Source organism: Selenomonas ruminantium subsp. lactilytica TAM6421 (assembly GCF_000284095.1).
GTDB classification, from domain to species: domain Bacteria; phylum Bacillota; class Negativicutes; order Selenomonadales; family Selenomonadaceae; genus Selenomonas_A; species Selenomonas_A lactilytica.
Genome location: NC_017068.1, coordinates 2,073,801 through 2,087,885 on the forward strand (window position 1 = coordinate 2,073,801; position 14,085 = coordinate 2,087,885).

Consider the following 14,085-nt stretch of genomic DNA (forward strand, 5'->3'; position numbering starts at 1 on the left):
AAAGCCCCCTTAGTCCGCGTATTTGCCGATTACTTCATCCATTACGGCAAACGCTTCGTCAATCTGTGCGGTAGTGATGATTAGTGGCGGGATAAAGCGCAAAACTTTCCCGGCCGTGCAATTGATGATGAGGCCCTGAGCCAGGCAATCATTAACGATATCCCGGCCATGGTCTGCACTGACCAGCTCTGCTCCGAGAATCAGCCCTTCACCACGCACATCTACTATAAATTTTGGATATTTAGCAGCTAATTCCTGCAATTTATCCTTAAAATATTTGCCTACGGCCTGGATATTTTTGAGGAAATCTTCCTGCGGCACCGTATCCAGCACCACATTGGCTGCGGCACAAGCCAGGGGATTGCCCCCGAAGGTCGTGCCATGGTCGCCGGGCTTGAAGGCCGCTGCCACCTTGTCGGTGACGATAAAGGCTCCAATGGGCACGCCGCCGGCCAGACCCTTGGCCAAGGTCACGATATCCGGCTTGATGCCGTAGTTCTCATAGGCGAAGAACTTGCCGCTGCGGCCGATGCCGGCCTGAATCTCATCGAGAATCAGCAGAGCGCCATGCTTGTCACAAAGGGCTCTGACCTGCTTGAGGTAATCTGCATCCGGTGTATGGACGCCGCCTTCCCCCTGAATGGTTTCCAGCATCACAGCCGCCGTCTTGTCGCTGATCTTTGCTTCCAGCTCGGCAATATCATTGTAATGCACATAACTGAAACCAGCGGGCAACGGCCCTAAGCCCTCATGATAATGGGGCTGGCCCGTAGCCGTCAGCGTGGCAATGGTACGACCGTGGAAGCTTTCCCAGGCGGAGATGATTTCCGTCTTTTCCGGGTTGATGCTGTAACCATACTTGCGGGCAATCTTGATGGCTCCTTCATTGGCTTCCGCACCGGAATTGCCGAAGAAGGCCTTGTCCAGACCGCTGAGCTTCACGAGCTTGGCCGCGGCATCAGCCTGGGGCTGGGTGTAGTAGAGGTTGGAGCAGTGGATGAGTTTCCCAGCCTGCTCGGCTACGGCCTGCACCAGAGCCTTATTGTTATGCCCCAATACATTTACCGCAATGCCCCCCAAGAAGTCCAGATACTTCTTGCCGTTAATATCCCAGACATAGGCACCGTCGCCATGGTCAAGGACTATCTTATAGCGGTTGAAGACCGGCAGATAGCTTTGCTGATCCTCCGCAAAAATTTCCTGTTCCTGCATAGATTTCTCCTTAACGTACCACCTGGGTGCCAATGCCCCGGGAGGTAAAGATTTCCAAGATGATGGAGTGCGGCAGGCGCCCATCGATGATATGGGTCTTGCCCGTGCCCTGCTCCAAGGAAGTCAGGCAGGCTTCCACTTTCGGAATCATGCCGCCGGCGATAATGCCTTCTTTGATATACTGGCGGGCATCCGGCAGATGCAGCGTGGAGATGAAACTTGACTTGTCATTGAAGTCCTTGTAGATACCTTCGATATCCGTCAGAAGCAGGAGCTTTTCTGCCTGCAAAGCCCCGGCAATCTCCGCCGCCACATAGTCAGCGTTGATGTTGTAGCTCTCGCCGTTATCCCCGACACCAATGGGCGCGATAACGGGCACATAGCCCTGCTCCAGCAGGTCTTCGAGAATCCCCGTGTCCACCTTTTCCACTTCGCCTACATAGCCGATATCCACCGTTTTGGTGTCCTCTCCTTCGTAGACCGTGGCCAGCTTCTTTTTGGCCTTGATGAGGCCTGCATCTTTACCGCTGAGGCCCACAGCCCGCACGCCCCGGCGGTTCAGGAGATTGACGATTTCGGAGTTCACCTTGCCGTCCAGCACCATTTCCGCAATCTCGATGGTTTCCGCATCGGTAACCCGCAGGCCCGCCACGAAGTCCGACTCCTTGCCCACCTTCTTGAGGAAGCCCGTGATGTCCGGGCCGCCGCCATGGACGATTACCGGGCGGATGCCCACGTATTTCATCAGGGCAATATCCTGCATGACCTTTTCCTTGAGGTCATCGTTGATCATGGCGTTGCCGCCGTATTTGATGACGATGGTCTTGCCGTAGAACTGCTGGATATAGGGCAGGGCCTCCACTAAGATGGCGGCTTTGTCTTCTGCTGTAAACATCGCCCTGCCCCCTTAGGTGTGGTATTCGCCGTTGATCTTCACGTATTCATAGGAGAAGTCGCAGCTCCAGATGTCGGCTTTCGCATCGCCATCGCCCATATCAATGCCGATTACGATATCATGAGCTTCCATGACCTTGCGGAGTTCCGCTTCGTCATATTTGGCGCCAACACCGTTGGCATAAACGGGAATGCCACCGAATTTCACCACGGTCTTATTAGGATCCATGGGCACGCCGGCATACCCCACGGCACAGATAACTCGCCCCCAGTTGGGATCCTCACCGAAGAAGGCGGTCTTCACCAGCGGGCTCTTGGCTACGCTCATGCCAATGGTCTTGGCATCGGCAAAGCTCTTGGCCCCGGTTACGGAAATGGTCAGGAACTTGGTAGCGCCCTCGCCATCGGCTGCAATCTTCTTGGACAGCTCCTGGCAGATATTCTTGAGGGTGGCCTTGAAGAGTTCATAGTCTTCATTTTCCTCGGTGATCTTGGCATTGCCAGCGGCACCGTTAGCCATCACGATAACCATATCGTTAGTGCTCATATCGCCGTCAATGGAAATCATGTTGAAGGAAACCTCCACGATTTCCGACAGGGCCTGCTGCAGGAGCTTGCTGTCGATAGCCGCGTCCGTGGTGATAAAGCAGAGCATCGTCGCCATGTTGGGCTGAATCATGCCAGAACCCTTGGCAATAGCACCGAAGCGCACTTCCTTGCCGCCGAGAGTGATTTCCGTAGCGCAGGCCTTGGAATAAGTATCCGTAGTGATGATGGCCTTGCCGGCGTTCTCACTGCCCTCGGTGGAGAGCTCCTTCACGGCCTGTTTGATGCCTGCTTCCATCTTGTCCATGGGCAGGTTCACACCGATAACGCCAGTGGAAGCAACCACTACATCATCAGCCTTGCAGCCCAGAGCCGTAGCCGTGATATCCTGCATGGCAGCGGCGTCCTTTTCGCCCTGCTCGCCGGTGCAGGCATTGGCGCAGCCCGCGTTGGCAGTGATGGCATGGGCCATGCCCGTGGCCACAACCTTCTTGGAAGCCCGAACCGGGGCCGAAGCCACCGCATTCTGGGTAAAGGTACCGGCCACTGCCGCTTCCTGCTCCGTATAGATAACGGCTACATCGAGATTGCCGCTCTTCTTGATACCGGCTTTGACACCAGCAGCCTGAAATCCCTGCGGATAGGTAACACCCGCTTTTTTATGTGCATCACTAAACATGAATATTCCTCCCAAAAGTTTTTGTCTCTTATTTCAATCAGGGATAAAGGGGTACAAAATCCAACCCCATGCGTTCCTCGAAACCGCAGGCGATGTTGAAGTTCTGCACCGCCTGTCCTGCCGCCCCCTTCACGAGGTTGTCGATGGCGGAAAGAACGATTACCCGTCCCGTGCGCTCATCCACATGCCAGGCGATATCGCAGAAGTTGGAGCCTCGGACTTCCTTGGTGGAGGGATAAGCCCCGGCGCCCAACAGGCGGATAAAGTATTCCTTGCCGTAGAGCTTCTCGAAGGCGGCGCTGACCAGATCTGCGGTCACGCCTTCCTTGAGGCTCGCATAGCAGGTGGAGAGAATCCCTCGGGACATGGGCACCAGATGAGGCGTGAAGTTCAGGAGAACCTTTTCCCCGGAAAGTTCCGTCAATGCCTGCTCAATCTCCGGCGTATGTCGGTGCTTGGCCACGTTGTAAGCCCGGAAGTTATCGTAGAGTTCCGGGAAGTGGTTGGCCTGCTTAGCGCCGCGGCCTGCTCCCGACACACCGGATTTAGCATCCACGATGATGGTGTTCACATCGATCAGATGCTGCTTGGCCAGCGGGGCCAGAGCCAAGATGCTGGCGGTGGTGAAGCAGCCGGCGTTGCCGATGATCTTGGCCGTCTTGATCTGCTCCCGATAGAGCTCTGCCAAACCGTAAACACGCTCCGCATCCGTGTGGGTATGGGGAACATGGTACCAGGCCTCATAAACTTCCGTATCACTGAAGCGATAATCCGCACCCAGGTCGATGATGCGCACCGGCATCCCCGCCAATGCCCGGCCGACTTCCATGGCATGACCATGAGGCAAACCGATGAAGACGAAATCACTGTCCTTGCCAATCCGTTCGATATCCTTCATGGACTCCAGTTCCATATCGTAGAGACCACGCAGATGTGGATAAAGGCTGGCAATCTTCTCGCCGGTATGACTTTCCGAAGTGATATGCACCACTTCCGCCTGCGGATGCTGATAAAGCAACCGCAACAATTCGGCTCCGGCATAACCGGTAGCTCCGATAACGCTGACCTTCATAGAGAAATCCTCCTCTGGCATCAATTTGACCTGTCAATACGGATTCAGTTTCCGTCATTTTCGACCAGTCAACTGTACCCTGTAAACTATGTTTATAATTATACATCTATGTTGCATAAAATTGCAACCCCTATTTATAAAAATTCATGCTATAATGTGATTAGAATTTTTCAAGGAGTATACTTATGAAAAAACATAAAAAACGACGAATTTATCGAAAATTTTTCCGCTTTATCTTCCTTTTAGTATTGGTCTTCTTTCTGACCTTTTTCCTGGCGGGCGGTTTTGCCCTCTTTGCGCCGCGCACCTGGCAGCATGTGGGCGACTTCCTGCCCCGGCTTGAAGCCGTACTGCCTGCCAACCAGCAAACCGATGCACCTAAGGAAATCTCCACCATGGACCGGCTCAGCCGCATGGTATTCCTCAAGCGGGCAGTGGATGCCCGGATTGACAAGTCAAACTATGTCAAGCTGCGGGATATCCCCGAAGATATGCAGAACGCCATCATTGCCGTGGAGGATAGCCGCTTCTACAGCCACTATGGTTTTGATGTGCAGGGCATTATGCGAGCTACGCTTGTCAATCTCCAATATGGAGAAGTCACAGAAGGCGCCAGCACCATTACCCAGCAGCTGGTCAAGAACCTCTTCCTTTCCCATGAGCAATCCTTTGGCCGCAAGGCCGAGGAACTGCTGCTGTCATTGGATATGGAGGCCAACTACAGCAAGAGCGAAATCCTGGAAATGTATCTGAACACCATTTACTACGGTTCCAATTTCTACGGCATCGGCCCGGCGTCCAAAGGCTATTTCGATAAAAAACCTCAGGAGCTGAAGCTCCCCGAAGCGGCTATGCTGGCCGGAACGCCTAACGCTCCTTCCCTCTACTCTCCCTATGTGGATTTCATGCTGGCCAAGAAACGCCAGTTTGTCGTGATCGACGCCATGGTACGCAATGGCTATATCGATAAATCCACCGCTGAATCCGCCAAGATAAAGCCGATCTATCTGGCCAATCCAAGCGAATAAAAGAAAAAGGAGACTAAGCCCCAATTTCTGGAGCCTGTCTCCTTTATTTTATTTCTTTTTATTGCCGGCTTTAACCTGTTCCTCAGTGCTGCGGTCTAAATGTTTGTAGAACTGTTCGCAGAGGTTGTTGAAGGTATTCACAGAATCGCCTTCGCTCTTGTTGGCACGAATCTCATAAGTGTAGAGGAGTTCATTGGTACCGGATTTGAACACATCAAAGAAGAAGGTGGTACGGCTGTTGTTTGCTACCGTCAGCACCACATAAGCATCGGCATAATTGGCTACGTTTTCCTTGTAGATCTTGGCTGCCTGACGGCGGTCCAAGGACTTGATATCCACGTTGGTGGCCGTCTTGATGCCTTCAGCTACGGCATCATAAGAAATCACATAGCTGCGGGACACGCGGCTGGCATCCGACACAATCTGCGTCAGCATATCCTTGTTGGGTGCCTTGTCATCCCTCTGCATATAAAGCGGAGCTGCCACTGCAATGCGTTTTACGGCAGTGATATCCGCACCTTCCTGTACCGTCACCTTGTCGGCATTAGCAAAAGCAACCTGAGCACTCAGCACAACCATGCAAAGAGTGAGCAACATCTGAACAATTTTTTTCATGGATTGTTTCCCTCCACACATATAAAATTTCGCGATAAAATCGCACATCTAATATTGTACACTATTTCGGATAATTCTGCTAGTCTTTAACCAGCAAAGCCGGACAAAAAAATGATACCGGACTCCAACAAGAGCCCGGTATCGATATGTCTGATACTTATTTGTTGTCAGCTACGACCTTGCGCACTACTTCAGCCACATGGTCAACCGTGAAGCCGAATTTCTCGAAGAGAACGCCAGCCGGTGCAGAAGCGCCGAAGCCCTTCATGGAAACCGTTGCGCCATCGAGGCCAACGTATTTGCCCCAGCCGAAATCACCGAGAGCTTCCACGGCTACGCGGGCGCGGACGTTCTTCGGCAGGATGCTGGCTTTGTATTCAGCACTCTGCTGCTCGAAGAGATCCATGCAGGGCATGGAAACGACGCGAACGTCCACGCCTTCGCCAGCCAGTTTTGCCTGGGCTTCCACTGCCAGGGAAACTTCAGAACCCGTAGCGATGATGATACCGTCCATATTAGCAGCATCTTTCGCTTCGGATACCACATAAGCACCCTTGAGAGCTTCCTTGGAGGAACCCGCCAGCTGCGGCAGGTTCTGACGAGTCAGCACCAGCGCCGTCGGCGTCTTTTCGCTGGTCACAGCCAGATACCAGCCAGCGGCCGTTTCCGTAGCGTCAGCCGGGCGGAAGACGTTGACATTCGGCGTGGAGCGCAGCATAGCCAGCTGTTCGATTGGCTCATGGGTCGGGCCATCTTCGCCAACACCGATGCTGTCATGGGTCAGGACATAGGTCACGGGCAGGCCCATCAGTGCAGCCAGACGAACCATGGGCTTGATGTAGTCGCTGAACACGAAGAAAGTAGCCACATAATTGCGCAGGCCACCATGCAGGGTGATGCCGTTGGCAATAGCTGCCATAGCCAGTTCGCGCACGCCGAAGTGCAGGTTGCGGCCAGCATAGTTGTCCTTGGAGAAATCGCCGGCATCCTTCATGTCCGTCTTGTTGGACGGAGCCAGGTCAGCACTGCCGCCGAAGAGGTTCGGCAGGAGATCCTTGAGGCGGTTGATCATGGTGCCGGAAACAGCACGGGTAGCCTGTGCCTTGTCTTCATAGAACCAGAATTCTTCATTGTCCAGCAGAGCCTGAGCATCAACCGGTGCATGGAACTTATCCCATTTAGCCTTGAGTTCCGGGAACTTCGCGCAGTAGTCAGCAAAGAGCTTATTCCAGGCTTCTTCTGCCTGAGCCCCCTTAGCAGCCAGTTCCTGATAGTGGTCATAGACATTCTGCGGAATGTTGAAGCTCTTGTCCGGTTCCGGCCAGCCAAGAGTTTCCTTGAGGGCCTTGACATTTTCTACACCCAGGGGTTCGCCATGAGCGCTGGCCTTGCCCTGCTTAGCCGGGCAGCCATAGCCAATCTGCGTCTTCACCGTGATGAAGGACGGATGTTCCTTATCAGCCTTGGCAGCTTCGATAGCCTTGCCGATGGCCTCAAGGTCATTGCCGTCTTCCACCGTCAGCGTCTGGAAGCCGAAAGCCTGCATGCGTTTTTCCACATTTTCCGTGAAGGCGATATCCGTGCTGCCTTCGATGGAGATATTGTTGGAATCGTAAAGGATAATGAGTTTGGAGAGACCGAGGGTGCCAGCCAGAGAGAAAGCCTCGGAGGAAATGCCTTCCATCATGCAGCCGTCGCCGCCCAGAGCGAAGGTGTAATGGTCAACCACATCATAGCCCGGCTGATTGAATTCAGCAGCCAGATGTGCTTCAGCCATAGCCATGCCCACAGCCATGCCCATGCCGGCGCCCAGCGGGCCCGTGGTGGCTTCAACACCAACCGTATGGCCGTATTCCGGATGACCAGGCGTCAAGGAACCATCCTGACGGAAGTTCTTCATATCGTCCATGGTCAGGCCATAGCCAAAGTAATGGAGCAAGGAATAGAGCAGCGTAGAACCATGTCCACCGGACAGGATGAAACGGTCACGGTTAGCCCACTGGGGGTTCTTCGGATTGTGGTTCATATGGTTAGCCCACAGCTCATAAGCCATAGGTGCACTGCCCAGGGGCAGGCCCGGATGGCCGGAATTTGCCTTCTGCACAGCATCAGCTGCCAGAACGCGGATAGCATTTACACAAGTAGTATCGATGTTACTCAATGTGTCTCTCTCCTTACCTGTTACAAGATTGTTTATTCACAAACATCATTCTACAAAAAATAATGGAAAATGTACAGTCCCTTTGCGCATTTTCCATTAATTTTTTTTATGATGTTTTAAGAAACGATTATATATAATTACGTTTTCTCAAAATGAAGCTCAAAAGTTTCGCAAATCCGGACGTAATTCCTGCGCTTTCCCCATATAAACATGCTGGATGTCCGCCTGTTTGAGATCCGTATTCACCAGCAACAGCACCCGGATGCAACGCTCCATAGCACCTTCCACATCCGGTACCCGGTTGTCGAACAATGGCACCTTGTCAAAGCCCTCCATCTGCCGTGCCCCTGTGGACGGGAAGCCAGCGGTCAAATCATCGGTGCAGCCAAAGATGCAGGCCCCGATGTCCTCAGGCTTGACTTTGTTGCGGCGCAGAATCTGGGACAGCAGCATCTTGGCTGCCTGCCAGATTTCCTCTTTCTTGTTTTCCCCTACGACAATTGCTCCACGAATTCCTCTCATAAATCATTCCTCCTATGTTCAGGCACCGCCTATTATGGTTCCCGATGAATCTCCCAGATAATCCGCAAACTGAGGATAAAGGCAATCAGATAACCCAAAAAGCCCAATAAAGGTATCTCCATGATCTTCGGTGTCATCTGGGTGGTACAAATGGTGCTGGAGCCCAAAAGCAGGGCTGCCACCAGCAGGGCCAGTATCACCTTGTTGATCATACGATCCAAATGACGCAGGGGTTCCTCCGAACCCGTCACATCCAGATTCACCTTGGTCTGACCGCTCATGGTCATCTTGAGGATGTCTGAAATCTGCTCAGGCAGCTGGGCTGACTTCTTCAAAAGCATCATGCCCTCTTGCTTGGCTTTTTCGATTTCGTCCTTCCAGTCAAAGTTCCGCTTATAATCCACCGCCAGACTCCGGGCAAAAATCTCCACGAAGCTGACCTTGGGGCAGCAAAGACGCATAACCCCCTCAACCGTCAGCACCCCCCGGGCAAACATGGACAGCCCCTGGGGACAGACAATATGGTGCACCCGCATCAGATTCATGATCTGCCGGGTCAGCACCCCCATCTGCAATTCACTGAAGTCCAAACTGCTATACTGGGCCAGCATGGCATCGATATCCTGATAAAGGGCCGTATGGTTGATCTTTCCCCTGACAATCCCCAGGGAAAGCACCGCCGCCTTCATTTCGAAGGTATCGTGATGCGCCAAGGAATAAACCGCCTTGCGGATAGCTGCCCGATCCCGTCCGGAAAGGCGTCCCATCATGCCCAGATCCAGCCAGACGATGCGGCCGTTGCGAATCCAGATATTGCCGGGATGGGGATCTGCATGGAAGAAACCATCCTCAATGATCTGCCGCACATAATTCTCACCCAGGCGACGCCCCAACGTATTGATATCATAGCCCCGCTCCTTCAGCTTGGCAAAATCATCAATACAGATGCCATCCACGTATTCCATCACCAGTATATGCTGCATGGACAGGTTGCGATAGACCTTCGGACAGGTGACATAATCCACATCCTGATTGAGATGGGCAAATTCCTCAATATGATCCGCCTCCATGAGAAAATCCATTTCCTGCTTGGCAATGGTCCACATTTCGTCGAGTACCATATTGAAATCAATGACATCCTGGGAGCGGCTCACCACCTTCAGCAGCGTGGCCGCCCGCTTCAGCAGCACGATATCCTTGCTCATGATCTCATAGATGCCCGGCCGCTGTACCTTCACCACCACTTTTTCCCCGGTGGTCAGCACCGCTTTATGTACCTGAGCAATGCTGGCTGAGCCAATCGCCCCTTCATCGATGTAGGAGAACACCTGATTCCAGCGACGGTTGTACTCCCGCTCGATAACCTCAATCACGGTGGAAAAAGGCATGGGCTTGGCTTCAGTCTGCAGCTTCATGAGTTCATCGCAGTATTCCGGCGGCAAAAAATCCGGCCGCATGCTCAAAACCTGCCCCAGTTTCACAAAGGTAGGCCCCAGATCCTCAAGGATCTGCCGCAATTTCTCCGGTGTCATGCCCTTGACGACTTCCCGCTTGCGCAGTACCGCCACCATTTCCTTCAAACGTTCCGTGGTGCCGGCATCTTCAGTTTTCGTATTAAAGAACTTTCCCAGCATAGCACTGGCTCCTTTATCCTGGTTCGCTTCAGAGTTTATCCCTTGATTTATTTCTTGCCGTATTTCTCTGCTAATTGCTGTTTGACCGTCTCATTGGCCAGGAAGTCATCATAGGTGGTCACGCGGTCCACTACACCGTCCGGCGTGATATCGATGATGCGGTTGGCAATGGTCTGGACGAACTCATGGTCATGAGATACGAACAGAGCCGTGCCGCCGAAGGAAATCAGGCCGTTGTTGAGGGCCGTGATGGATTCCAGATCCAGATGGTTGGTGGGCTCGTCCATCAGCAGGACGTTAGCGCCGGAGAGCATCATCTTGGACAGCATGCAGCGCACGCGCTCGCCACCGGAGAGCACGGAGGCCTTCTTGAGGCTTTCCTCGCCGGAGAACAGCATGCGGCCCAAGAAACCGCGCACGAAGGTTTCATCCGGGTCCTTGGAATACTGGCGCAGCCAATCCACCAGGGACAGGGATACGCCATCGAAGTAAGCGGAATTATCTGCCGGCAGGTAGCTCTGGGTAGTAGTTACGCCCCATTTGAAGGTACCTTCATCCGCCTCTTCCTCACCCATGAGGATCTTGAACAGCATGGTCTTGCCGATGCTGTTGGGGCCGACAAAGGCCACCTTGTCACCGCGCTTCAGCGTGAAGCTGACATTCTTCAACACCTGTTCGCCATCCACAGTCTTGGAAATGCCATCCACCTGCAGCAGCTGGTCGCCAGCTTCGCGGTCCGGCGTGAAGGCAATATAGGGATAACGGCGGGAAGAGGGCTTGATGTCCTCCACCTTGATCTTATCGAGGAGTTTCTTACGGCTCGTAGCCTGCTTGGATTTGGCGGCATTAGCGGCAAAACGGGCGATGAAATTCTGCAGTTCCTTGATCTTTTCCTCGGCCTTCTTGTTCTGCTCCTTCTGCAGCTGCAGGGCCAGCTGGCTGGACTGATACCAGAAATCATAGTTGCCGGCATAGAGCTGAATGGCACCGAAGTCCACATCGCAGATATAGGTGCAGACCTGATTCAGGAAGTGACGGTCATGGGATACGACGATAACCGTATTCTCAAAATTGGCCAGGAAGTCTTCCAGCCAGTTGATTGACTCCACATCGAGGTGGTTGGTAGGCTCGTCCAGGAGCAGGATGTCCGGATTGCCGAACAGTGCCTGTGCCAGCAGGACGCGAACCTTTTCCTTGGCCGTGAGATCAGCCATCTTCATGGTATGTTCGTCTTCGGGAATACCCAGACCATTCAGCAGGCGGGCAGCTTCCGACTCCGCATCCCAGCCGTTGAGTTCGGCAAATTCCGCTTCCAGTTCCGAAGCCTTCATGCCATCTTCCTCGGAGAAATCCGGCTTAGCATAGAGAGCATCCTTCTCGTCCATGATTTCCACCAGACGCTTATGCCCCATGATAACCGTGCGCAGCACCTCGTAATCATCATAAGCGTAATGGTCCTGCTGCAGCACAGCCAGACGCTCACCCGGCGTGATCTCGATATTGCCGCCGGTCGGCTCGATCTCTCCGGACAAAAGCTTCAGAAAGGTGGATTTACCGGCACCATTGGCACCGATGATACCATAACAGTTCCCCGGCGTAAATTTCAGATTTACATCCTTATACAGAACGCGCTTACCAAACTGTAAACTCACATTATTAGTAGTAATCATAGACTATTAATTATCCTCTCTCTCATTGAATCATTATCGCGAAAGCATTTCGCGGAACATACTCATAATACTCTGCCCATAGGAATAGCCGGGCACTGCCCATCTGCCATTGAGATCCGTCCAGCTGCTGAGCGTCTGGGAACCATAAGAGCTGCGTACCAGGGAGTAACGCGGATCAACCACAGGTTCCACAGGCTGGCGCGTGGATGCATAGGCCAGCAGATGCTGGATCTGCGCACGCACGCCTAATTTAGCGGAACTGAAATACGCCCCCTTCACCTCATTGCTGGTCGTCCCCAGCCCACAATAGTTATTCTGATCAGCCGTCACCGTTCCGCCATAACGGAAGAATCCCGTTTCCTTCAAAGCCTGGGCAAAGGCCACATCGAGGCGGATGCCTTCTCTGGCACCTTCTTCATAATAGTAAGCCACCAGTTCTTTCGGCGACACGGAAATATCCGGTCTCGGGTTGACACTCAGGAGATATTTCACGCACTGTTCCTGACTGGCCAGAGCCGTACCGATAATGGAATCATCAAAAGCCGATACCGTCTGCGGAACCTTCAGCCCCACTTCCTTTTTTTCTGTCACCGGCGGGTGCAGGATTGCGTCCACGCGGGCTTCCAGACTATTATGGCTGCCGCGCTCCACAGTGCGGGAGCTGCCACTCATATTCAGGGAATGATTGGTATCCACCTTGGTTTCCATTTCTGGCTGTACCGCCATATGCCGGGCCTCTGCCTGATTTGACCATGCTAAGGCAAAACTTCCCGCCAATAAACCGGCCAGCAAAAATCTCGAATAACGGTTAAACAACACGAACAGTACACTCCTAACTTACTCTCTAATTACCATCTTACACAAAGCATAAACAAACGCCGCAGTTCCTATCGCGACTGCAAAATCCCCCGTCAGGGGCAGCAGCACCACCAAAACGAGCACCGTCAACAATTCCCTCCGCCGCTGATTTTCCTCAGCGGACAGGGGACAATCCTGCAGTGTTTCCAGCAAAAGCAGGACGCCACCGCCCACAAAAACAGGCACCAGCATCGCAGGAAAATCAGCCAGGGCCGCCAGCAATGGCTCACAAAACAAGGCCAAGGCCAATACCGCAGCTGCCACAAGGCCTGCCCGTCTGCCACTTACAGCCTCACGGCTCGCCGCCGCGGCAGGCGAGATCACCAATGGCGTCATTCCCGCCCATGCGCCCAACGCATTGAAAGCCAACAAGGCCTTCACCCCGTCAACAGTCTTTTGCCCTTTGGCCAGGGCTGACCAGGTACAGGCATGGATGACGCTCAACATGACAGTGAGGCTGAGCACCGTCAGCCCATAGAAGCCCCCATCCTGTTCCGGGAAAGACAGGGCCAGCATACCGGCCACCTTCTGCAATCCCTCCGGCTGGAAAAACGGCGCCGCCGGAACAGCCCAAAAGCCTTCCCAAAGGGTTGCTATGGCTGTAACCAGCATCCCGGCAAAAAGGGCACTATGCCGCCGGCCGGCCAGCAATATCAGGGTTATGCCCAGACCTGCCATGCTCCAATAGAACAAGGGATCGGCCATATCCCCCAGCATCGTGACCTGCCAGGCTGAGGTAATGATGATCCGCCCCAGCTTCAAGCCCAGGAAGATCAGGAATACCGCCAGCGCCAGCTTTATTCCCCAGGGGAAAAATGGCGCCATCTGTTTGCGCCCCAGCCTGGTTCCTGCCTGCCAAAGGATAAAGCCCAGCAGGGAAGCATAAAAACAGCTGCCCAGAACAGTCTGCCAGCCCAGGCCATGGGATATGGCCACGATATAGACCAGATATCCCGTTACCGTAAGCGAAGGTGCGAGTACCACGGCCTGCCCGCGCCGGGCCAGCCATAACGTCCCCACCAGGGCGAGAAGGACACTTGCCGTAAAGCAGCCGGCAAAATCCATGCCGGCCAGCGATAACATACCAGCTGACGCCGTAAAAGATGCCAAGGCACATACAGCCATCGTCACGCCAGTAAAAATATCCCGGCTTAAATCCATGCCTTTTCCAACCTCCACACAGTATATCAATTC

At 53.5% G+C, this 14,085-nt stretch carries 12 protein-coding genes; 1 reads left to right on the forward strand and 11 read right to left on the reverse strand.

Translation table 11 applies throughout. The annotated features are described in order from the left end of the window. Positions 1 to 9 precede the first annotated feature (9 nt). Genes SELR_RS10180 through argC form a run of 4 tightly spaced genes read right to left on the reverse strand, consistent with a single transcriptional unit; the run spans position 10 to position 4,403 of the window. A complete protein-coding gene (locus SELR_RS10180; protein ID WP_014425146.1) occupies positions 10 to 1,212 on the reverse strand; it encodes an acetylornithine transaminase in 1,203 nt (400 codons plus the stop codon). Positions 1,213 to 1,222: 10 nt separating this feature from the next. Continuing rightward, the gene (gene argB, locus SELR_RS10185) at positions 1,223 to 2,107 is read right to left on the reverse strand and encodes an acetylglutamate kinase (protein WP_014425147.1); all 885 of its coding nucleotides are present in this window, start codon (positions 2,105 to 2,107) and stop codon (positions 1,223 to 1,225) included. Between the two features lie 12 nt (positions 2,108 to 2,119). Next, the gene (gene argJ, locus SELR_RS10190) at positions 2,120 to 3,331 is read right to left on the reverse strand and encodes a bifunctional glutamate N-acetyltransferase/amino-acid acetyltransferase ArgJ (RefSeq protein WP_014425148.1); all 1,212 of its coding nucleotides are present in this window, start codon (positions 3,329 to 3,331) and stop codon (positions 2,120 to 2,122) included. Positions 3,332 to 3,368: 37 nt separating this feature from the next. Continuing rightward, a complete protein-coding gene (gene argC, locus SELR_RS10195) occupies positions 3,369 to 4,403 on the reverse strand; it encodes an N-acetyl-gamma-glutamyl-phosphate reductase (RefSeq protein WP_014425149.1) in 1,035 nt (344 codons plus the stop codon). Positions 4,404 to 4,588: 185 nt separating this feature from the next. Here argC and SELR_RS10200 point away from each other — a divergent pair, with 185 nt between their 5' ends. Next, positions 4,589 to 5,431 carry a transglycosylase domain-containing protein gene (locus tag SELR_RS10200; protein ID WP_014425150.1) on the forward strand — a complete coding sequence of 281 codons (843 nt, stop codon included), beginning with the start codon at positions 4,589 to 4,591 and terminating at the stop codon, positions 5,429 to 5,431. A 48-nt stretch (positions 5,432 to 5,479) separates the two neighbouring features. On the opposite strand, the gene SELR_RS10205 is transcribed toward SELR_RS10200, so the two are convergent. The 7 genes from SELR_RS10205 to SELR_RS10235 form a co-directional block, all read right to left on the reverse strand. Continuing rightward, positions 5,480 to 6,046 carry a hypothetical protein gene (locus tag SELR_RS10205; RefSeq protein ID WP_014425151.1) on the reverse strand — a complete coding sequence of 189 codons (567 nt, stop codon included), beginning with the start codon at positions 6,044 to 6,046 and terminating at the stop codon, positions 5,480 to 5,482. A 157-nt stretch (positions 6,047 to 6,203) separates the two neighbouring features. Continuing rightward, positions 6,204 to 8,207, reverse strand: coding sequence for a transketolase (gene tkt / locus SELR_RS10210; protein ID WP_014425152.1), 2,004 nt, complete (start codon positions 8,205 to 8,207; stop codon positions 6,204 to 6,206). A 159-nt stretch (positions 8,208 to 8,366) separates the two neighbouring features. After that, entirely contained in the window at positions 8,367 to 8,729 is a 363-nt protein-coding gene (gene aroH / locus SELR_RS10215; RefSeq protein ID WP_014425153.1) for a chorismate mutase, read from the reverse strand. Positions 8,730 to 8,761: 32 nt separating this feature from the next. After that, the gene (locus tag SELR_RS10220; protein WP_014425154.1) at positions 8,762 to 10,363 is read right to left on the reverse strand and encodes an ABC1 kinase family protein; all 1,602 of its coding nucleotides are present in this window, start codon (positions 10,361 to 10,363) and stop codon (positions 8,762 to 8,764) included. A 47-nt stretch (positions 10,364 to 10,410) separates the two neighbouring features. After that, positions 10,411 to 12,033, reverse strand: a complete 1,623-nt coding sequence (locus SELR_RS10225) for an ABC-F family ATP-binding cassette domain-containing protein (RefSeq protein ID WP_014425155.1) — start codon at positions 12,031 to 12,033, stop codon at positions 10,411 to 10,413. 33 nt (positions 12,034 to 12,066) lie between these two features. Next, positions 12,067 to 12,852 carry a glucosaminidase domain-containing protein gene (locus SELR_RS10230; protein ID WP_014425156.1) on the reverse strand — a complete coding sequence of 262 codons (786 nt, stop codon included), beginning with the start codon at positions 12,850 to 12,852 and terminating at the stop codon, positions 12,067 to 12,069. 18 nt (positions 12,853 to 12,870) lie between these two features. After that, complete coding sequence (locus SELR_RS10235; protein ID WP_014425157.1) at positions 12,871 to 14,052, reverse strand: hypothetical protein; 1,182 nt, start codon at positions 14,050 to 14,052, stop codon at positions 12,871 to 12,873. Between the last annotated feature and the right edge of the window lie 33 nt (positions 14,053 to 14,085).